Source organism: Stenotrophomonas sp. GZD-301 (assembly GCF_049310345.1).
GTDB lineage: Bacteria > Pseudomonadota > Gammaproteobacteria > Xanthomonadales > Xanthomonadaceae > Stenotrophomonas.
In genome coordinates this window covers 26342-47700 of the sequence record NZ_JBMOWY010000013.1, presented here as the reverse complement: position 1 = coordinate 47700, position 21359 = coordinate 26342, and the positions used below count along the sequence as shown (strand labels likewise).

Annotated in this window: 16 protein-coding genes; 7 read left to right on the top strand and 9 right to left on the bottom strand. The window is 69.1% G+C overall.

Annotation, left to right across the window (positions count from 1 at the left end):
* Positions 1–18 precede the first annotated feature (18 nt).
* The 6 genes from ACO6VK_RS03660 to prpB all read right to left on the bottom strand — a co-directional run bounded on the left by ACO6VK_RS03660 (position 19) and on the right by prpB (position 12662).
* A complete protein-coding gene (locus ACO6VK_RS03660) occupies positions 19–4953 on the bottom strand; it encodes an alpha-2-macroglobulin family protein (RefSeq protein WP_422505619.1) in 4935 nt (1644 codons plus the stop codon).
* Between the two features lie 129 nt (positions 4954–5082).
* Positions 5083–6540, bottom strand: coding sequence for a bifunctional 2-methylcitrate dehydratase/aconitate hydratase (locus ACO6VK_RS03655; protein WP_422505618.1), 1458 nt, complete (start codon positions 6538–6540; stop codon positions 5083–5085).
* A 54-nt stretch (positions 6541–6594) separates the two neighbouring features.
* A complete protein-coding gene (gene prpF, locus ACO6VK_RS03650) occupies positions 6595–7776 on the bottom strand; it encodes a 2-methylaconitate cis-trans isomerase PrpF (protein WP_422505617.1) in 1182 nt (393 codons plus the stop codon).
* 53 nt (positions 7777–7829) lie between these two features.
* Positions 7830–10445, bottom strand: coding sequence for a Fe/S-dependent 2-methylisocitrate dehydratase AcnD (acnD, locus tag ACO6VK_RS03645; protein WP_422505616.1), 2616 nt, complete (start codon positions 10443–10445; stop codon positions 7830–7832).
* A gap of 139 nt (positions 10446–10584) precedes the next feature.
* Entirely contained in the window at positions 10585–11742 is a 1158-nt protein-coding gene (prpC, locus tag ACO6VK_RS03640; protein ID WP_017355921.1) for a bifunctional 2-methylcitrate synthase/citrate synthase, read from the bottom strand.
* A 29-nt stretch (positions 11743–11771) separates the two neighbouring features.
* Positions 11772–12662 carry a methylisocitrate lyase gene (gene prpB, locus ACO6VK_RS03635; RefSeq protein WP_051008596.1) on the bottom strand — a complete coding sequence of 297 codons (891 nt, stop codon included), beginning with the start codon at positions 12660–12662 and terminating at the stop codon, positions 11772–11774.
* Between the two features lie 157 nt (positions 12663–12819).
* On the opposite strand from prpB, the gene prpR reads away from it, so the two are divergent.
* A complete protein-coding gene (gene prpR, locus ACO6VK_RS03630) occupies positions 12820–14430 on the top strand; it encodes a propionate catabolism operon regulatory protein PrpR (protein ID WP_422505615.1) in 1611 nt (536 codons plus the stop codon).
* Between the two features lie 19 nt (positions 14431–14449).
* Here prpR and aac(6') read toward each other — a convergent pair whose 3' ends face one another.
* Positions 14450–14911 carry an aminoglycoside 6'-N-acetyltransferase gene (gene aac(6'), locus ACO6VK_RS03625; protein ID WP_422505614.1) on the bottom strand — a complete coding sequence of 154 codons (462 nt, stop codon included), beginning with the start codon at positions 14909–14911 and terminating at the stop codon, positions 14450–14452.
* Positions 14908–15507: a pyridoxamine 5'-phosphate oxidase gene (gene pdxH / locus ACO6VK_RS03620; RefSeq protein WP_422505613.1), complete on the bottom strand. Its 600-nt coding sequence runs from the start codon at positions 15505–15507 to the stop codon at positions 14908–14910. Before pdxH ends, aac(6') begins: the two co-directional genes overlap by 4 nt.
* Before the next feature lie 41 nt (positions 15508–15548).
* Here pdxH and ACO6VK_RS03615 point away from each other — a divergent pair, with 41 nt between their 5' ends.
* Positions 15549–16409: a kinase gene (locus ACO6VK_RS03615; protein ID WP_422505612.1), complete on the top strand. Its 861-nt coding sequence runs from the start codon at positions 15549–15551 to the stop codon at positions 16407–16409.
* Here the strand turns inward: ACO6VK_RS03615 and ACO6VK_RS03610 are convergent.
* Positions 16378–16581 carry a dodecin family protein gene (locus ACO6VK_RS03610; RefSeq protein WP_019186071.1) on the bottom strand — a complete coding sequence of 68 codons (204 nt, stop codon included), beginning with the start codon at positions 16579–16581 and terminating at the stop codon, positions 16378–16380. The two genes, ACO6VK_RS03615 and ACO6VK_RS03610, sit on opposite strands and share 32 nt — an antisense overlap.
* Positions 16582–16676: 95 nt before the next feature.
* Here ACO6VK_RS03610 and ACO6VK_RS03605 point away from each other — a divergent pair, with 95 nt between their 5' ends.
* The 5 genes from ACO6VK_RS03605 (at position 16677) to mdtD (ending at position 21354) form a co-directional block, all read left to right on the top strand.
* Positions 16677–17219 (top strand): shikimate kinase, encoded by a 543-nt coding sequence (locus ACO6VK_RS03605; RefSeq protein WP_422505611.1) that lies wholly within the window; start codon positions 16677–16679, stop codon positions 17217–17219.
* Positions 17216–18325, top strand: a complete 1110-nt coding sequence (gene aroB / locus ACO6VK_RS03600) for a 3-dehydroquinate synthase (protein WP_422505610.1) — start codon at positions 17216–17218, stop codon at positions 18323–18325. The genes ACO6VK_RS03605 and aroB overlap by 4 nt, the downstream gene beginning before the upstream one ends.
* A gap of 71 nt (positions 18326–18396) precedes the next feature.
* The gene (locus ACO6VK_RS03595; protein WP_422505609.1) at positions 18397–18648 is read left to right on the top strand and encodes a WGR domain-containing protein; all 252 of its coding nucleotides are present in this window, start codon (positions 18397–18399) and stop codon (positions 18646–18648) included.
* 66 nt (positions 18649–18714) lie between these two features.
* Entirely contained in the window at positions 18715–19788 is a 1074-nt protein-coding gene (gene hemE, locus ACO6VK_RS03590; protein ID WP_422505608.1) for a uroporphyrinogen decarboxylase, read from the top strand.
* Between the two features lie 162 nt (positions 19789–19950).
* Complete coding sequence (gene mdtD / locus ACO6VK_RS03585) at positions 19951–21354, top strand: multidrug transporter subunit MdtD (protein ID WP_422505607.1); 1404 nt, start codon at positions 19951–19953, stop codon at positions 21352–21354.
* Positions 21355–21359: the final 5 nt, after the last annotated feature.

Here is a 21359-nt window from a genome sequence, read left to right as displayed (position 1 = left end):
CGGCGACCCGGCCAGCGGTTATGGCTGCACCACGGTCAGCGTGGTCGGGTTGCTGCGGCCCACCCCGCGCAGGTCGGGACGGTACATGTCCTCCACCAGCGGCGGCGGCACCCGGTAGGTGCCGGGCGTGACCGCACGCACCAGGTAGAACACCTTGGCCGTGCTGCCACGCGAGAGCTTGAGCGCAGCCACGTAGCGGTCGTCGCGGAACTCCTCGTGCTTGACGTTGGCCGCGTCGCCGCGGTCGTTCACGCTCAGCCCGTCCACCACCACGTCGGCCCACTGCTTGGCGTCGCCGAGGTTGAAGTTCTCGATCTCCAGCCCGGCCGGCAGCAGGTCGGTGAGCAGCGCGTCGGGCATGTCCACGTTCGGGGTTACGCTGACCCGCACGATCAGCGCCTCGCCTTCCTTCAGCGCGCGCGGCGTCCACGGCTTGCCGTCGGTGGTGTACCAGCTGCGCTCCACGCCGAGCGTACGGCTGTCCGGCTCGGGCGGGTTGCGCGGGATGCCGGCCACTTCCAGGCTGGCGAACATCGGCGGCTCGCCCTGCGGGGTGAAGCGCACGCCCTTGGCCAACGTGGCGTAGTCGACGCTGCGGCCGAACATGCGGCGCGCGGAGATGGTCTCGCTCTCGCCGCCGATCGCCAGCTCACCGGAGACCAGCTTCTTCTGGTTGGCCGCCAGCGCCTTGCCCATGCGTGCCAGCGCCACCTGTTCCTGCGTGCTCAGCCACATCCAGCCGCTGTTGCGGCGGGCATCGAGCGCGCGGCCCAGGTCGATCGCGCGTGCGTCGTAGGCCGGCTTGGACAGCTTGCGCTCGTGCAGCAGCGCGATCATCAGGGCGTCGTCACGCACCGCGCTGCCGTAGTCGCCGAAGTACGCCGGGCGGTCACCCCCGTTCTTGGCGAAGCCGGCCGCAATCGCGGCGTCGCCGCGCTTGTGGTCGCCCTGCAGCGACAGCGCGATGCCCAGGTGCACCAGCGACAGCCCGGTCAACGACTTGCTGCGTTCGTTGTCGTACAGCGCGCGCAGCGTGCCCAGCGGGGCGCGGTTGACGCGGGCCAGCACATAGCCCGAGTACGCCTGGTTGGCGAACTTCAGGTTCTCGCGGCGGTCCTCGCCATAGAACTGGTTGCCGCCGGACAGCAGGTCCTCGCTGAGGCGGTTGAGCGCCTTCTGCAGCACCGTGTCGGGTACCGCAAAGCCCGCGTCCTTGGCGTCCAGCAGGAACTCGGCGATGTACGGCGTGAGCCACGGATTGACGTACCCGTCGTCGCCCCACATCGAGAAGTTGCCGTTGGCCACCTGCATCGAGGCCAGCCGGCCGAACGCGCCTTCCATGCGCTCGCGGCGGGTCTTGGCATCCAGGCCATCGGCGCCGAGCATGGCCGAGGTGGCCTCATCCAGCATCAGGGCCGCATAGCCCTTGCTGGTGGTCTGCTCGGCACAGCCGTACGGGTAGTTGAGCGCGCCGTTGAGTGCACTGGCGAACGGAATCGGCGGCAAGGCGCTGACCAGCATGCGCGCGGTCACCGAGTCGTTCATCAGGCCATCGGCCAGGCTGGCGTCCATGCTCACCGCCACCAGCGGATCGAGCGTGCGGGTCTGCGCACGCAGCACCTGCGGCCAGGCGGCACGCACCGGCAGGTCGTAGCGGCGATCCACCTTGAAGCCGTTGCCGTCCACGCGCACCCGCACCTTGGCCACCGTATAGCCCTCGCGCGCGGTGAGCGGGAAGCTCAAGGTGCGTTTGGCATCGGCGGCAAGGGTCAGCGCGCGGGTCGGCTCGCCCAGCGTCAGCGGCCCGATCCCATCGACCTGCACCTTGAACTCGCCCGGCTTGCCGGTGAAGTTCTGCACGTCCAGGGTCACCGTGCTGGTGTCGCCGGGCGCGAGCACGCGCGGCATGCTGGCTTCGGCCAGGATCGGTGCGCGCACCACGGTTTCCATGTCGCGCTTGCCGTACTGGTCATCGGCGTACACCAGCGCGGAGATGCGCAGGGTGCCGTTGAAGTCCGGCACCTTCAACGCAACCCGGGCGATGCCCTTGGCGTCGAGCTTCACCGGGCCGGAGAACAGGTCCACGGTCTGCACGCGTGCGGTGGGACGCTTGGCCTGCGGCATTGCCGCCAGCGCCATGTCGCCACCGAACTTCAGCTTGCCGCTGGCGCCGTCGAAACTCTCGATCACACGGCTGTAGATGTCGTAGGCATCCACGCCCAGGCGACGCTGCGCGAAGAAGTGCGCGGCGGCGTCGGGCACCGGGAAGCGGGTGATGTTGAGGATGCCCACGTCCACCGCCGAGACGGTGACGTGCGCGACCTTGCCCGCCAGCTGCGGGGCGCTCACCGTCACCGGCAGGGTCTGCTCGGGGCGCATCTGCTTCGGCGCGGACAGGCCCACCGCAATCTGGCGTGCCTTGCGGTCCATCGGCACATGCACCACGCCGACCGCACGGGCCGGGGTGATCTTGCTCGGCGCACTGCCCCCACGGAACACCAGCGCGGTGATGTAGATGTCGTGGCGCTCCCACTCCGCGGTCACCGGAATGTCGAAGGTGCTGCCCGGCTTGGCGTCGATGTCCTGCACGTAGAGCATCTTGTCGCTCTCCACCATCAGCACGCCCTTGCCGGCATGCGGCGGGGTGACGGTGACGCGCACGGTATCGCCGGCCTTGTAGGCGGTCTTGTCCAGAGCCAGCTTGACCTTGTCCGGACGCGCGTCCAGGCCGCGGTTGTCATCGTTCCAGCTCCAGCCGGCACGGAACGGGTAGCGGCTGGTCAGGCCGGTGGCCGGATCGAACACGTCCAGCCGGTACTCGCCCCACTCCACCGGGAAATCGACCGTGATGGCGGCGGTGCCGGCGTCGACGGTGCGGGTTTCCCTGTTCTCGAAACGGCGGGTGAAGTCGTAGTCCCAGCGGTTGTCGTTGAAGCTCCAGTGGTAGTCGCGCAGCTCGCGCACCAGGGTCACCTTCAGCCCCTTGGCCGGCTGCGCCTTGCCCGCCGCATCCACGCGCATCAGTTCAAAGCGCGCGTTGCTGTTGGCGTCGGCGCCGTCCTCGGGCTTGAACAACGGGCGCACGCCGACCAGCACCGGGGCCGGCCACATCACCCGCTTCAGGGTCCGGGTGACGGTGCGGCCACCGGTCTCGTACACGCTGCCGGACACCACCACCGCCACCGGCGCGGTCGCCTTGACCTCGGCCGGCAGCACCACGTCCTGGCGCAGCTTGCCGTCGGCCGGGAACTCGGTGTCGATCACGTCGCGCGCCTCGCGCGGCAGTTCCATCGTCGGATCGCCGAAGAAATAACCGGGCAGCGATTCCACCGGCGACTGCTCGGCGGCCACCGCCAGCCGCGCGGTGAAGCGGTTGCCGTCGGCCGGTGCGCCATACAGATAGGCGGCGTCGGCGATCAGCTTGAGCGGCTCGCCGGGCTTGAGGGTTTTCTGCGCGCTGTCCAGGTCCAGCTTCATGCGCTCGGGCAGGAACTCCTCGATGCGCAGGGTCATGCCCTGGATGGCTTCCTTGCTGGCGGGGTTGGTGCGGAACTCCACCTGCCAGCGCCCGGTCGGCGCTTCGGCCGGAATGGTCTGTTCAAAGCTGATGTAGCCCTGCTCGCCCGGCTGCAGACGGGTTTCGCGGAAGGTCTTGCCGTCCGGCTGCTTCAGCCGCAGGAACACCGGCTGGGCGGCCTTGCCCGGGCCGCCGACCGGCTTGCCGTCGTTGTCGCGCAGCAGCGCGGAAATGCGCACCGTCTCGCCGGGGCGGTAGAGGTCGCGACCGGACCACGCGAACACGTCGAACCAGGCGTTGTCACGCCCGGCCACCGCGAACTCGCTCAGGTCCAGCGCCGGCTGGTTGAACGGCAGCATGGTGGTGTCGCCGCCACTGCTGGCGATCAGCACGTGGCTGGCGTCCAGGGTGTACTTCAGCAGGGCATTGCCGTTGCCGTCGGTCGCGCCCTTGAGCACCACTTCGCCCTTGCCATCGAGCACGCGCAGCTCGATCTTCTTCAGCGACGCACCGCTCTGCAGGGAGGCGGTGTGGACGAACAGGGTGTCCTTGTAGGCACGCGTGTGCAGGCCGATGTCGCTGACCGTGAAGAAGGCGGTATCGAACTCGCTGTCGAACGAGCCGCTGCGCTTCATCACCGCGAAGTACAGGCCCGGGGCCTGCAGTTCCTTGATGTCCTGGGTGGGCAGGTAGGTCAGCACGCGCTCGTTCTGCTTGCCGCCGAGCACGAACCGGTTCACGTACACCGGTTCGGCCAGCTTGGACATCGGGGTCTTGTCGCCGTACTCGCTGTCCAGCTCCCAGCTGCCGCGGCGGCCGCCGCGCTGGTACTGGCTGAAGAAGTTCGGCAGCTCCTTCTCGCGGACGCGGAGGAACTCCACGTCCACTTCGGGCACGTTCACCGAGACCACCGGCAGGCCGCGGCTGTCGCGCGCGGGCAGCACGCTGCCCTGCGAGGCGAAGCCGGCCGCCGGCGACAGCTCGCCGCTGAACACCTTCTGGCGCAGCTCCTTGCCGATCCGGCTGCCGTCGGCGGCGAGCAGGTCCGGCGAGACGATCACGGTGTATTCCTTGGCCGCCTCCACGAACGGATAGCGCAGGGTCTTGCCGTCATCGGACAGCGTCCAGCTGCTCTCGTCGGTGCCGACCTTCTCGGCAAAGCGGACCAGCGTGTCGAAGTCCTGGGTGCCGACCAGCGGGCGCGAGAACTCCAGCGCCAGCGACAGGCCGTCGCTCTTCTGGTCCGGGAAGGCGCGCACCAGGGTGAACCCGGCAACGGCCTCGGCCTTGGCCGTGATCGGCGCACCGGACGGGGCCGGCAACTGGCCGCTGTCGTTGCGCTTGCAGCCTCCGACGCCCAGCACCAGGCCGGCGGCCAGCGCCAGACCCGCGATTCCCTTCCAGCCCCACTGCCCGACCCGACTGCGGCTAGCCATGACGTCACTCCTTGATCAAGGCGGCCAGTATACGGGCCCTCCCGGCCCGTTCGGGGCGGGGCCCTGGCGATACTGGCGTCATGGTGGGGGGACGGTGCGCAGCGGACGGCAGCCGACCAACGGTCGGCTCTACCCGGCCACGTAAAGGTCCACGTAGTCGTGGACCGGCATCGCCTCCAACACCACCGGGTCCAGCGAGGCGTCCAGGATGCGGCGCTGCTGCACCGTCGGGAAGAGACCGGCCAGGTGCCGGCGGAACTTGTCCTCCAGCAGCGGAATGCCCTCGGCGCGGCGGCGGGCGTGGCCGAGCGGATACTCGACCGTCTCCTCCAGCGTGGTGCCGTCGTTGAAGGTCACGTGCAGCGCGTTGGCGATGCTGCGCTTGTCCGGGTCCAGGTAGTCGGCGGTGAAGCGCGGCTCCTCGACGCAGGCGATCCGCGCGCGCAGCGGGTCGATGCGCGGATCGGCGGCGACGTCGTCCTCGTAGTCCTCGGCGACCAGCCGGCCGAAGATCAGCGCGATGGCAACCATGTACTGCACGCAGTGGTCGCGGTCGGCCGGATTGTGCAGCGGGCCAGGCTTGTCGATGATGCGCAGGCAGGCCTGCTGGGTGCGCAGGGTGATCCGCTGGATGTCCTCACTGCGCTTGCCGGCCGCCCGCATCCGGGCGTGCACCTGCATCGCCGCTTCCACGGCGGTCTGGCCGTGGAACTCGGCCGGGTAGCTGATCTTGAACAGCACGTTCTCCATCACGTAGCTGCCGTAGGGACGCTGGAAGCGGAACGGCTGCCCGCCGAACGACACGTCGTAGAAGCCCCAGGTCGGCGCGGTCAGCGCGCTGGGGTAGCCCATCTCGCCCGTCGCCGCCATCAGCGCCAGGCGCACCGCGCGGCTGGTGGCGTCGCCGGCCGCCCAGCTCTTGCGCGAGCCGGTATTCGGCGCATGCCGGTAGGTGCGCAGCGCCTGCCCGTCTACCCAGGCCAGCGACACCGCGTTGAGCATGCGCTCGCGGTCCAGCCCGAGCAGGTGCGCGACCACGGCGGTGGAGGCGACCTTGACCAGCACCACGTGGTCCAGCCCGACCCGGTTGAAGGCATTTTCCAATGCGAGGCAGCCCTGGATCTCATGCGCCTTGACCATCGCCACGAGCACGTCACGCATGGTCAGCGGGGGGCGGCGCAGCGCCTCGGCATTGCGGCTGAGCCAGTCGGCGGTGGCCAGGATGCCGCCGAGGTTGTCGGATGGATGGCCCCACTCGGCCGCCAGCCAGGTGTCGTTGAAATCCAGCCAGCGCACCATCGCCCCGATGTTGAAGGCCGCCTGCACCGGGTCCAGCTCGAACCGCGTACCCGGCACCCGGGCCCCGTTGACCACCCGGGTGCCCGGGGCCAGCGGCCCGAGCAGTTTGCTGCAGGCCGGGAACGACAGCGCCGCCAGCCCGCACCCCAGGGTATCGATCAGGCAGTGGCGCGCGGTCGTGTAGGCAAGGGGCGATTCCACCGGGTAGTCGCGCACGTAGTCGACGATGTCGGTCATCACCGCGTCCCAGGCGACGCGCTCGTTGGACGGGGGGCTGCCGCTGGACATGGTGTCGCTCCTGCTCTGGCAGCGGGGCAGAGCGCCGCTGCGTGGGTGGGCGGTTTACGCGGGGACGCGCACCGCGCCTTCCATCAGCACGCGTGCACTGCGGCTCATGATGGCCTTGGTGACTGTCCACTGGCCGTCAACGCAGGCGGCCTGGGCACCCACGCGCAGCGTGCCGGATGGGTGGCCGAATGTGACCGCCTCACGCTCGCCACCGCCGGCGGCGCGGTTGACCAGGGTGCCGGGAATCGCCGCAGCAGTACCGATGGCGACCGCGGCGGTGCCCATCATGGCGTGGTGCAGCTTGCCCATCGACAGCGCGCGCGCGTGCAGGTCGATGTCGCCGGCCGCGATCCGCTTGCCGCTGGAAGACACGTAGTCCTGCGCGGGCGCGACGAACGCAACCTTCGGGGTGTGCTGGCGCGTGGCCGCCTGCTCGACGCTGGCGATCAGGCCCATGCGCACCGCGCCGTGCGCGCGGATCGCCTCGAACCGTGCCAGCGCCGCCTTGTCCTCGTTGATCGCCGGCTGCAGCTCGGTGCCGGTGTAGCCCAGGTCGGCCGCGCTGAGGAAAATGGTGGGAATGCCCGCGGTGATCATGGTCACCTCGAAGGTGCCCACGCCAAGCACATCGAGCGTGTCGACCAGGTTGCCGGTGGGGAACATCGAGCCGCCCTCGCCTTCGCCGTCGTCGGACGGGTCGAGGAACTCCAGCTGGATCTCGGCCGCCGGGAAGGTCACCCCGTCAAGCTCGAAATCGCCGATCTCCTGCACCTCACCGCCTGCCATCGGCACGTGCGCCAGGATGGTCTTGCCGATGTTGGCCTGCCAGATGCGCACGGTGCAGATGCCGTCGTGCGGCACGCGCGCCGGGTCGATGAAACCGTTGCTGATCGCGAACGGCCCGACCGCCGTGCTGAGATTGCCGCAGTTGCCGCTCCAGTCGACGAATGCGCTATCGATCGAGACCTGGCCGTACAGATAGTCCACGTCGTGGTCGGGCACCGACGGCGCGGCGATGATCACGCACTTGCTGGTGCTCGAGGTGGCCCCGCCCATGCCGTCGGTGTGCTTGGCGTAGGGGTCGGGCGAGCCGATCACGCGCATCAGCAGCGCGTCGCGGGCCGCACCCGGCGTCTGTGCGGCGGCGGGCAGGTCCTGCAGGCGGAAGAACACGCCCTTGCTGGTGCCGCCGCGCATGTAGGTGGCGGGAATGCGGAGCTGGGGAAGAAACGCCATGAGAAGTCCTGGTAGGAAGACGGCCCGTCGCCGGGCCGTCGTGAGGCGGGTGGTCAGGCGACCTGCGAGGATTCCAGGAAGTCCTGGGCGAAGCGCTGCAGCACGCCGCCCGCTTCGTAGATAGAGACTTCCTCGGCCGTGTCCAGCCGGCAGGTGACCGGCACGTTGAGCTGCTCACCGCTGCGGCGGTGGATGACCAGGGTCAGCTCGGCACGCGGCACGCGCTCGCCGAGCACATCGAACGTCTCGGTGCCGTCGATGCCCAGGGTCCTGCGGTTGACGCCGTCCTTGAACTCCAGCGGCAGCACGCCCATGCCGATCAGGTTGGTGCGGTGGATGCGTTCGAAGCCTTCGGCAGCGATGGCTTCCACACCGGCCAGACGCACACCCTTGGCGGCCCAGTCACGCGAGCTGCCCTGGCCGTAGTCGGCACCGGCGATGATGATCAGCGGCTGCTTGCGCTCCATGTAGGTTTCGATCGCTTCCCACATGCGGGTGACCTCGCCTTCCGGTTCCACGCGTGCCAGCGAGCCCTGCTTCACCTGCCCATCAACCACCACCATCTCGTTGATCAGCTTCGGGTTGGCGAAGGTGGCGCGCTGCGCGGTGAGGTGGTCGCCGCGGTGGGTGGCGTAGGAGTTGAAGTCCTCTTCCGGCAGGCCCATCTTCGCCAGATACTCGCCGGCCGCACTGCTGGCCAGGATCGCATTGGACGGGGACAGGTGATCGGTGGTGATGTTGTCACCCAGCACCGCCAGTGGACGCATGCCGCGCAGCGGACGCTCACCGGCCAGCGCGCCTTCCCAGTACGGCGGGCGGCGGATGTAGGTGCTCTGCGGACGCCAGTCGTACAGCGGGCTGATCGGCGCGCCGTGCTCGACCTTGAAGGTGAACATCGGGTCGTAGACCTTGCGGAACTGTTCCGGCTTGACGCTGGCGGCGACCACCGCATCGATCTCGGCATCGCTGGGCCACAGGTCCTTCAGCGTGATCGGGGTGCCGTCGGCAGTGAAGCCCAGCGCGTCCTTCTCGATGTCGAAGCGGACGGTGCCGGCGATGGCGTAGGCCACCACCAGCGGCGGCGAGGCCAGGAAGGCCTGCTTGGCGTACGGGTGGATGCGGCCGTCGAAGTTGCGGTTGCCCGACAACACCGCGGTCGCGTACAGGTCGCGGTCGATCACTTCCTGCTGGATCTTCGGATCAAGCGCACCGCTCATGCCGTTGCAGGTGGTGCAGGCGAAGGCAACGATGCCGAAGCCCATCTGCTCCAGATCACCGAGCAGGCCGGCCTCCTCCAGGTACAGCTGCACGGCCTTGGACCCGGGCGCCAGCGAGCTTTTCACCCACGGCTTGCGGGTCAGGCCGGCGCGGTTGGCATTGCGTGCCAGCAGGGCTGCCGAAATCACATTGCGCGGGTTGCTGGTGTTGGTGCAGCTGGTGATCGCGGCGATGATCACTGCGCCGTCCGGCATCAGGCCGTCGGCCTGTTCCTGCTTGCCGGAGGCCAGCTTGGCTTCATCGGCGATGCCGCGGGCAGCGAGGTCGGCGGTGGCCACCCGCTTGTGCGGGTTGGACGGGCCGGCCATGTTGCGCACCACGGTGGACAGATCGAACTGCAGCACGCGCTCGTACTGCGCGGTGACCAGATCGTCGGCCCACAGGCCGGTGGCCTTGGCGTAGGTTTCCACCAGGGCGACCTGGGCATCTTCGCGGCCGGTCAGGCGCAGATAGTCCAGGGTCTGCTGGTCGATGTAGAACATCGCCGCGGTCGCGCCGAACTCCGGCGTCATGTTGGAGATGGTGGCGCGGTCGCCGATGGTCAGCGCATTGGCGCCTTCACCGAAGAACTCGATCCACGCACCGACCACGCGCTCCCTGCGCAGGAACTCGGTCAGCGCCAGCACCACGTCGGTGCAGGTGATGCCCGGCTGCGGGCGGCCGGTCAGTTCCACGCCGATGATGTCGGGCAGGCGCATCCACGAGGCACGGCCGAGCATCACGCTCTCCGCTTCCAGGCCGCCCACGCCGATGGCGATCACGCCCAGCGCATCCACGTGAGGCGTGTGGCTGTCGGTACCCACGCAGGTATCCGGGAAGGCCACGCCCTCGCGCACCTGCACCACCGGCGACATCTTCTCCAGATTGATCTGGTGCATGATGCCGTTGCCCGGCGGAATCACGTCGACGTTCTTGAACGCCTTCTTGGTCCAGTTGATGAAGTGGAACCGGTCTTCATTGCGGCGGTCCTCGACGGCGCGGTTCTTCTCGAACGCTGCCTTGTCGAAGCCGGGGAATTCCACCGCCAGCGAGTGATCCACGATCAGCTGGGTCGGCACCACCGGATTGATCTGCGCCGGGTCGCCACCGGCATCGGCGATGGCATCACGGAGGCCGGCCAGATCGACCAGCGCGGTCTGGCCGAGAATGTCATGGCACACCACACGTGCCGGGAACCACGGGAAGTCCAGGTCCTGGCGGCGCTCGATCAGCTGGCGCAGCGAGGCGTCCAGCGTGGCCGGGTCGCAGCGGCGCACCAGGTTTTCGGCGAGCACGCGCGAGGTGTACGGCAGCGTGGCATAGGCACCGGGCTGGAGCGCGTCGACCGCGGCACGGGTATCGAAATAGTCCAGCGAGGTGCCGGGAAGGTTCTTGCGGTAATTGGTGTTCATGGCTGGCGATAGCTGCTTGTTGGCGGGCCGGGGCGTCGTGACACCGGCAAAGAAGGAGGTGCGACGCCGCAACGGAGCAGACCGGCATCGCGCCGGCCTGTTCCGCAAGGCACCCGCGGACGGGTGCGGTACGTCGGTCTTACCTGCGCTGGTCGATCGGCACGAAGGCCTGGTCTTCCGGCCCGGTGTAGTTGGCGCTCGGGCGGATGATCTTGCCATCGACACGCTGCTCGATGATGTGCGCGCTCCAGCCGGAGGTGCGTGCGATGACGAACAGCGGGGTGAACATCGCCGTCGGCACGCCCATCATGTGGTAGCTCACCGCACTGAACCAGTCCAGGTTCGGGAACATCTTCTTGATGTCCCACATCACCGTTTCCAGGCGCTCGGCGATGTCGAACATCTTCAGGTTCTGCTGCTCGGTCGACAGCTCGCGTGCCACGTCCTTGATCACGTTGTTGCGCGGATCGCTGACGGTGTAGACCGGGTGGCCGAAGCCGATGACCACTTCCTTGCGCTCGACGCGCGCCTTGATGTCGGCCTCGGCATCGTCGGGCGAGTCGTAGCGCTTCTGCACTTCGAACGCCACTTCATTGGCACCGCCGTGCTTGGGGCCGCGCAGCGCACCGATGCCGCCGGTGATGCAGCTGTACATGTCGCTGCCGGTGCCGGCAATGACGCGGCAGGCAAACGTGGACGCGTTGAACTCGTGCTCGGCGTACAGGATCAGCGAGGTGTGCATCGCCTTGACCCACGAATCCTGCGGCTTCTCGCCGTGCAGCAGGTGCAGGAAGTGGCCGCCGATGGAGTCATCGTCGGTTTCCACGTCGATCGCGCGGCCGTTGTGGCTCCAGTGGTACCAGTACAGCAGCATCGAGCCCAGGCAGGCCATCAGCTTGTCGGCGATGTCGCGCGCGCCCGGGTGGTTGTGGTCGTCCTTCTCCGGCGACACGCAGCCGAGCACCGACACGCCGGTGCGCATCACGTCCATCGGGTGCGCCGATGGCGGCAGCTCTTCCAGCGCGGCCTTGACCGCGGCCGGAATGCCGCGCAGCGACTTCAGCTTGGCCTTGTAGGCGACCAGTTCGGCGCGCGTGGGCAGCTTGCCGTGCACCAGCAGGTGGGCGATTTCCTCGAACTCGCTGGTGTTGGCCAGGTCCAGGATGTCGTAACCGCGGTAGTGCAGGTCATTGCCGCTGCGGCCAACGGTGCACAGTGCGGTGTTGCCGGCGGCGGTGCCCGACAGGGCGACGGACTTCTTCGGCTTGAAGCCGGGGGCGGTGGTTGCTTCGCTCATGATCCCTCCAGGAAAACAGTGCTTCGGTGTTACTTCTTGGCGGCGAACAGCGCATCGAGCTGCTGCTCGAAGGCGTGGTAGCCGATACGGTCGTACAGTTCCTCGCGCGTCTGCATCGCGTCGACCACGTTACGCTGGTGGCCCTCCCGACGGATGGTCTCATACACGTTCTCGGCGGCCTTGTTGGCGGCGCGGAACGCGGACAGCGGGAACAGCTGGATCGCCACGCCGGCCGAGGCCAGTTCATCGCGGCTGAACAGCGGGGTCTTGCCGAACTCGGTGATGTTGGCCAGGACCGGCACCTTCACCGCATCGACGAAGCGGCGGTAGGTGTCCAGGTCATAGGCGGCCTCGGCGAAGATGCCATCGGCACCGGCCTCGACGCAGGCGATGGCGCGCTCGATCGCCGCATCCACGCCGTCCACCTGGATGGCGTCGGTACGCGCGATCAGGAAGAAGTCCGGATCGGTCTTGGCATCGGCGGCGGCCTTCACGCGATCGACCATCTCGCCCTGCGTCACGATCTCCTTGCCCGGGCGGTGGCCGCAGCGCTTGGCACCGACCTGGTCTTCGATGTGGCAGGCGGCAGCACCGGCCTTGATCAGCGACTTCACGGTCCGCGCGATGTTGAACGCACTGGGGCCGAAGCCGGTGTCGATGTCCACCATCAGCGGCAGGTCGCAGACGTCGGTGATGCGGCGCACGTCGATCAGCACGTCTTCCAGGGTGTTGATGCCCAGGTCCGGCAGGCCCAGCGAGCCTGCGGCGACGCCGCCGCCGGACAGGTAGATGGCCCGGTAGCCGGCACGCTGGGCCAGCAGGGCGTGGTTGGCGTTGATCGCGCCGATCACCTGCAGGGGCGATTCGGCGGCCAGCGCAGCGCGGAAGCGGCTGCCCGCGGAGGAAACAGAGGAGCTCATGTGGCATTCCATCGTGAGTGACGGGAGGACAGGCGCAAGGGGCGTGCCAAGTCGCAACCCTATGAATTCATTGAGACAGGACCGTGGCAGCAACGTTTCATTCCCGCCCAATGAAACACATGTAACATGGATGGCACTGAAACATTGAAACATTGCCATGTCGATCAGCCTGCCCCGCCATCGCCTGCCCGACCCGGACCCCGGCCACCTGCCGGTGATCTGGACGGTGAGCGTGTCCCGTCTGACCGGCCTGCTCGGCGATGTGATTCCGGAGTTCGACCGCCGCGCGCGGATCGTGCCGATCAACCTCGGCTTCGAGGAAGCGGTGGACGTGATCGGCCAGCGCCTGCGTCGCGAACACTGCGATGTGGTGATCGCCGGCGGTTCCAACGCGGCGTACCTGCGCAGCCGGCTGGAGGTGCCGCTGGTGCCGATCCAGGCCAATGGCTTCGACCTGATGGAAGCGCTGGCGCGCGCGCGGCGAATTGCACCGCGCATCGGCCTGGTCACCCATGCCACCGACGTGCCCACCTTCGGCAGCTTCCAGCACAGCTTCGGGCTGGACATCGAGCACCGCCGCTTTGTCACCCGTGAAGATGCCCGCGACTGCATTGCCGACATGCGCGCCAACGGGATCGAGGTGATCGTCGGCACCGGCATGGCCATCGACCATGCCGAACAGGTGGGCCTGCCCGGCGTGCTGCTGTACTCGGCCGATTCGGTCCGCCAGGCGTTCGAACATGCGCTGGAACTGACCCAGACCCTGGCCCGGTCCGGTGCGCTCTCGCCACGGCGACGACCGCCGGCCCGGCACCGCGATGCCGACCACGCCCTGCTCGGCGACAGCCTGCCGATGCAGCAGGTACGCGATCGCATCGCGCTGTACGCCCCGCACGACAGCACCGTGCTGGTCACCGGCGCCACCGGCACCGGCAAGGAGCTGGTGGCACGCCAACTGCATGCCGCCAGTGGCCGGCGCGGACGCTTCGTGGCGCTCAACTGCGGGGCGATCAGCGAGTCGCTGCTCGAGGCCGAGCTGTTCGGTTACAACGAAGGCGCGTTCACCGGCGCACGTCGTGGCGGCCGTGTCGGTCTGGTGGAAGCCGCTGAGGGCGGCACGTTGTTCCTCGATGAAATCGGCGAGCTGCCGCTGCCGTTGCAGACCCGCCTGCTGCGTGTCCTGGAAGAGCGCGAGGTGCTGCGCGTGGGCGCCACCGAGCCGACGCCAGTGGACGTGCGCGTGGTCGCGGCCACGCTGCAGACGCTGGAATCGCTGGTGGAGGCGCAGCGCTTCCGCCGCGATCTGTATTACCGCCTGGCGGCATTGCGCATCGCCCTGCCCACCCTGCGCGAACGCCGCGACGACATCCCGCTGCTGGTGGCCCATTTCTTCCGGCAGCTCGGCCAGACCGCCTCACCATTGTCGGCGGCAGCGCTGCAGCGGCTGGGCGAGGCGCCGTGGCCGGGCAATGTGCGGGAGCTGCGCAACGTGGTCGACCGGCTGCGCATCCACTGGCAGCACCGGCCAGGCGACCTGTCGCTGACCCAGCTGCTGCACTGGGTGCCGGAACTGGACGGACTGCCGACGCCCGCACTGGCCGATGCGCCGCCGTCGGCTGCGGCGCCGGCCGTGGCTTCCCGGCCGGACGCCGCCACGCTGCGGCAGGTCCTCGCCGCGTGCGGCGGCAACCGCGAGCAGGCGTGCGCGCAGCTCGGCGTTTCGCGCACCACGCTGTGGCGGTGGCTGCGCGCGGCGGCGATCGTCTAGCGGCCGCGCGGCGCGCGCGTCAGGGCAGTGGCGGCAACGCCCTGCGGAAATACACCACGCGCTCGGTTTCCTCGAACCCGCAGGCACGATGCGCCGCGTGCGCGGCCACCGCGTCCAGCGCGCTGTCCGAGGCCAGTTCGCTGCAGCCGGCCGAGCGTGTCCAGGCCGCCGCCGCATCGAGCAGCGCGCGTCCCACGCCGTGGCCCTGCCAGCCCAGCTGCACGTACCAGCCTTCGAGAAAGCCAACCGGCGAGCTGTCGGTGCCGTTGACGTAGTCGCGGCGCAGCCGCACCTCGGCGAAACCGATCGCCTCGCCGTCCGCGGTACACGCCAGCAGCACCGCCCCGTCGGTATCGGCCAGTGACAGGGCCAACGCATCCATCGGGTCGTCCGCGTCGGGCCACAGCCCCAGCCGCAGCCGCGCCCATGCCGCGGCGTCGGCGGGTACCGCCTGCCGGATCATGGGCGCGGGCGCACTCACGGGAACAGCAGCCGCTTGCTCCACTGCCCGGCCGGGTCGATCTCGTAGCACCAGCGCTCATGCAGGCGGAACTGCGCGCCGTACCAGAACTCGATCCGCTGCGGCACCACGCGCAGGCCGCTCCAACCGGCCGGGCGCGGCACGTCCTGGCCGTCGAAACGCGCTTCGACCTCGGCCACGCGCGCATCGAATGCCTCGCGCGAGGCCAGCGTCTCCGACTGCAGCGAGGCCCATGCACCGATCTGGCTCATGCGCGGACGCGAGGCGAAGTAGGCATCGGCCTCTGCGTCGGCCACCTGCTCCACCGCCCCCTCGATGCGCACCTGGATGCCGGCCTCGCGCAGGCTGCGCCACAGGAACAGCAGCGCCGCGTGCGGGTTTTCCTGCAGTTCGCGGCCCTTGTGGCTGGCCAGGTGGGTATAGAACACGAAGCCGCGCGCATCGAACGCCTTGAGCAGCACAGTCCGCGCCGACGGCCGTCCGCCGGCGTCGGCGGTGGCCACCGTCATGGCATTGGGTTCGACTTCGCGGCTTGCCTTGGCTTCTTCGAACAGCCCGGCAAAGGTGGACAACGCTTCGGCATACAGATCGGTCATGGCGGTTTTCTTGTCGCGCGGTTTGGGTTTATTGTCGCTGCATGCCCGCACCTGCGTACATGCCCGTGACAAAAGGATTTCCAGATGCGCTGGTCACACAGGCGCTGGACGATGCACTGGGGTGTGGTGCGGCCATTCCAGTATTGGCGATCAGCGGCCTGCAGGGGAGCGGCAAATCGACGCTGGCTGCCCAGGTGGTGGCCCTGGCGGAGGCGCGCGGTCTGCGTGCGGCCATGCTCTCCATCGATGATGTCTACCTGACCCGCGCGCAGCGCCAGCGCCTGGCGCGGCAGGTGCACCCGCTGCTGCTCACCCGTGGCCCGCCCGGCACGCACGATCTACCCCTGGCCCACGCCACGCTCGACGCGGTCGCCGCCGGCGGGCCGGTCACCCTGCCCCGCTTCGACAAGCTGGCCGACGAGCGCGAGCCGGCGTCCGCCTGGCCACGGCTGGCGGGCCCACTGGACCTGCTGGTGTTCGAAGGCTGGTTCCTCGGTACGCCGCCCCAGACCGAGGCGGAGCTGGCGACGCCGCTCAATGCGCTCGAGCGCGAGGCCGACCCCGATGGCCGCTGGCGGCGCTGGTGCAACGAAGCGCTGGCCAGGGACTATCCCGCGCTGTGGCAGCGCTGCGACCGGCTGTGGTTCCTGCAGCCGCCGGATTTCTCGGTGATTCCGCGCTGGCGCTGGCAGCAGGAACAGAACCTGCAGGCCGCCCAGCCAGGGCGCAGCAGCATGAGCCGCGCCCAGCTGGAGCGCTTCGTGCAGTACTACGAACGCGTCAGCCGGCAGGCACTGCGCACGCTGCCGGCCCTTGCCGACCGGGTGATCGCGCTGGACGAGCAGCGCCGCATCGTGCCGGCACCGCCCCTCAGCTCACCAGGAACGTCACCCGCAGGTTGACCCGCCATTCGGTGATGTTGCCTTCGCCGTCTGTGACCACCTTGGTCTCGTTGATCCAGGCGCCCTGGATGCCCTTCACCGTCTCGGATACCTTCTTCAGGCCACTGCGCACGGCGTCCTCGACGCTGGTCTTGGAGGAGGCATTGATCTCGATGATTTTGGCCACTGACATGGACAGGCTCCGGCTGCGCGCGGGACATTCCGCGCTGCCCACCATGCGGGCCGGCGCGTAAAGGCCGTGGCACGGAGATGTTAGGATCGCGGGTAATGAATCCCGCTCCGAACCTGATCCTGATCGGCCCGATGGGCGCCGGCAAAACCTGCATCGGGCGCCGCCTGGCGGAGCGCTTCACGCTGGACTTCGTGGACGCCGACCAGGCCATCGTCGAGGCCACGGGCGCCAGCATTCCGGCCCTGTTCGAGCACGCCGGGGAAGCCGGCTTCCGCCAGCACGAGCGCCAGGTGCTGCAGGCACTGCTGACCGGCCGCAACCAGCTGGTGTCCACCGGCGGCGGCGCCGTGCTGGACCCGGACAACCGGGCGGCCATCGGCCGCCGCGGCTTTGTGGTGTACCTGCGGGTCAGCGTGCCGGCCCAGCTTGAACGCCTGGCGCGCGACCGCGGCCGCCCGCTGCTGCAGCGCCCGGACCGCGAGCAGGTGCTGCTCGAGATGGCGGCCCTGCGCGACCCGCTGTACCGCGGGCTGGCCGACCTCACCCTGGATACCGATCTCTACACCCCCGCCGAGGCCACCGCGCAGCTGGTGCTGCGCCTGGCCGCGCAATGGCAGCGACAGGACACCCCCGCATGACCCCCGCCCCCCGCACCGTCGCCGTCGGCGGCGACACGCCCTACACCATCCACATCGGCCCGGGCCTGCTCGGCCAGGGCGCACTGCTGGTGCAGCACGTCCGCGGCCGCCATGTGCTGCTGCTCAGCGATTCGTCCGTGGCGCCGTTGTACCTGGACGGGGTCAAGGCCGCCCTGCTCGACGCCCGCCCGGACCTGCTGATCGGCACCCTGGTGCTGCCGGCCGGCGAAGCCTCCAAGACCCTGGACAACTTCGGCGCGGCGATCACCGCGCTCGCCGCGCTCGGCGCCACCCGCGATGCCTGCGTGATGGCGCTCGGCGGCGGCGTCGCCGGCGACCTCGCCGGCTTTGCGGCGGCCTGCTGGATGCGCGGCGTGGACTGCGTGCAGTTGCCGACCTCGCTGCTGGCGATGGTCGACTCCTCGGTCGGCGGCAAGACCGCCGTGGACATTCCCGAAGGCAAGAACCTGGTGGGTGCCTTCCACCCGCCGCGCGCAGTCATCGCCGATACCGCCGCCCTGCGCACCCTGCCCCCGCGCGAGCTGCGTGCCGGCCTGGCCGAAGTGATCAAGTACGGCGCGATCCGCGACCCGCTGTTTTTCCAGTGGCTGCACGCCGAACACGCCGTGCTGCTGGCCGGTGACGACGCCGCGCTGGCCCAGGCGATCGCGCGCAGCTGCGAGCACAAGGCCGAGATCGTCGCCCGCGATCCGCTGGAGAAGGGCGAGCGCGCTCTGCTCAACCTCGGCCACACCTTCGGCCACGCCATCGAAACCGAACAGGGCTACGGCGCGCCGGGCAACGACAACCTCAACCACGGCGAAGCGGTCGCAGTGGGCATGGTGCTGGCCGCGCGCCTGTCCGCGCAGCTGGGCATGAGTACCGAGGCCGACACCGCGCAGCTGCGCGATCTGCTGGTGCGCTACGAACTGCCCGTGGCGATCCCGGCCGGCCTGGCGCCCGACGCCCTGCTGGCGCGGATGCGGCTGGACAAGAAGAACATTGCCGGCCGCCTGCGCCTGGTGCTGTGGCGTGGCATCGGCCGCGCCGAAGTGGTGGCCGACGTTGACGAGGCCGACGTGCTGCGCGTGCTCGCCGCCGGCTGAGGCTGCGACCGTCTGCCGCACCCGGCGCAGCGTCCACGGCCGCCTCCGGCGTTCGCGGCTACAATCGGCACATGCGCGTTTTCCTGCACCAACTCGCCCGCGGTGCCGACCCGGCCCGCTACCTTCAGCTCACCCTGCAGCCGGACCTGTTCGGCGGCTGGGAGCTGCTGCACGAGTCCGGCCCCATCGGCGGGCGCGGGCAACTGCGTCGCGAGCTGTTCCTGCAGGAAGACCTGGCGCAGGCCGCCTTCGAGAAAGCGCGCGATGCGCATCTCCACCGCGGCTACACCCTCACCCGCACCCCCGGCGACCCGCCGCGCTAGGCGGCCACCGCGCCGTCAGCCCCCTTTCGTTCGGCCCTGCGCCGCCAGATTCCAAGGAAGCGTTCCGTGACCAGCCCATCCCGCCATGACCGCCTGCTGCGTGCCCTGCGCCGCGAACCGGTGGACTGCACCCCCGTCTGGCTGATGCGCCAGGCCGGCCGCTACCTGCCGGAGTACCGCGCCACCCGCGCCAAGGCCGGCAGCTTTCTGGCGATGGCCAAGACCCCCGACATCGCCTGCGAAGTCACCCTGCAGCCGCTGCGCCGGTTCGATCTCGACGCGGCGATCCTGTTTTCGGACATCCTCACCATCCCCGATGCGATGGGCCTGGAGCTGTACTTCGTCGATGGCGAGGGCCCCAAGTTCCGTCACCCCGTGCGCGATGCCGCCGCCATCGCCCGGCTGGCGGTGCCGGACATGGAAACCGAACTGCGCTACGTGATGGACGCGGTGCGCGTGATCCGCCGTGAACTGGACGGCAAGGTGCCGCTGATCGGCTTCTCCGGCAGCCCCTGGACCCTGGCCTGCTACATGGTCGAAGGCGGCGGCAGCAAGGACTTCGCCCGGATCAAGGCAATGGCGCTGAACGAACCGGCGGCCCTGCACCAGCTGCTGTCGGTGGTCACCGATGCGGTGATCGCCTACCTGGCGGCCCAGCGCGCCGCCGGCGCCCAGGTCCTGCAGGTCTTCGACACCTGGGGCGGCGTGCTCAGCCCCTCGATGTACCGCGAGTTCTCGCTGCGCTACCTCACCCGCATCGCGCAGGAGCTCGAGCGCGGCCAGGGCGACCAGCGCACCCCGCTGATCCTGTTCGGCAAGGGCACCGGCCTGCACCTGGGCGCACTGGCCGACACCGGCGCCGATGCACTCGGCGTGGACTGGACCCTGGACCTGTCCGACGCCGTGGCCCGCACCGGCGGTCGCGTGGCACTGCAGGGCAATCTCGACCCGGCCACTTTGTACGGCAACCCGGCGGCCATCGAGCGCGCCGCCGGGCACGTGCTCGACAGCTACGCCCACGGCAACGGCGGTTCGCGCGAGGGCCATGTGTTCAACCTGGGGCATGGCATGTCGCCGGACATGAACCCCGACCACGTCGGCGTGCTGGTGGACGCGGTGCATCGGTTGAGCCAGCGCTGAGGGGGCTGCACAGGCAGCGCAACCGCCGGGCCCCAGCGGCAGGTGACCGGCGCATCGCAATGCGTTCATCGGACCGGCGCCTGCCGGTCCGTTGCCGCAGCTCCACCGTTTCTTGATCCCACATCGGCGATCATGTGCGCTTCGTTGAGGAAGGCACGCACGATGACGACCGGCAGCTACGCTTCGATACGGCCCCTGTTGTGGCTGGTATCGCTGGCGATCTTCATGCAGATGCTGGATTCGACCATCGTCAATACCGCCCTGCCGGCGATGGCGCGCAGCCTGGGCGAAAGCCCGCTGCAGATGCAGTCGGTGGTGTTCAGCTACGCGCTGGCGGTGGCCACCTTCATCCCCGCCTCCGGCTGGATCGCCGACCGCTTCGGCACGCGCCGCACCTTCCTCGTCGCCATCATCCTGTTCACCCTCGGCTCCCTCGCCTGTGCGCTGGCGCAGACGCTGCACCAGCTGGTGGGCGCGCGTGTCCTGCAGGGCGTTGGCGGCGCGATGCTGCTGCCGGTCGGCCGTCTCGCCGTGATGCGCTCGGTGCCGCGCGACGACTTCCTGCGCGCCATGAGCTTCATCGCCATCCCCGCACTGATCGGGCCGCTGATCGGGCCTACCCTCGGCGGCTGGCTGGTCGAGGTCGCCTCCTGGCACTGGGTGTTCCTGATCAATCTGCCGATCGGCGTGATCGGCTTCATCGCCGCCATGAAGATCATGCCCGACCACTACGCCGAGCATCGCACCCGCTTCGACCTGCCCGGCTACCTCATGCTTGCCTTCGGCATGGTGGTGCTGTCGCTGGCACTGGACGGCATCTCCGGCATGGGCACCCCGCATGCGCTGGTCATGCTGATGACCGTTGCCGGCCTGGCCGCGCTGGTGGGGTACTGGCTGCACGCGGCCAACTCCACCGCACCGCTGTTCTCGCTGGCCCTGTTCCATGTGCCCAGCTACCGCATCGGCATCCTCGGCAACCTGTTCTCGCGCATCGGCAGCAGCGCCATGCCGCTGCTGATTCCTCTGCTCCTGCAGATCGGCATGGGCATGAGCCCGATGAATGCCGGCCTGTTGATGATCCCGGTGGCCGCCGCCGGCATGGTCTCCAAGCGCTATGCCGTCAAACTGGTTGAACGGTTCGGTTACCGCCGCGTGCTGATGGTCAACACCGTGCTCGTCGGCCTGGCGATGGCCAGTTTCATTTTCATGACCCCCGGCCAGCCCACGTGGCTGCGCGTGGTGCAGCTGGCGGTGTTCGGCGCGGTCAACTCGCTGCAGTTCACCGTCATGAACACCGTGACCCTGCGCGATCTGGACCGCGAATTCGCCAGCCCCGGCAACAGCCTGCTGTCGATGGTGATGATGCTCGCCACCGGTTTCGGCGCCGCGGCGGCCGGCAGCCTGCTGGCCGCGTTCGGCCATCTCGATGTCGCCCACGGTGCCACCGCCGCGCTGCATGCCACCTTCGTCTGCGTGGGGGCGATCACCCTGACCTCCACACTGATCTTCTGGCAGCTTCCCGATACCCGTCCCTCGCCGCGCGACGTCGAGGAAGTGGCCGAGTAGCCGGC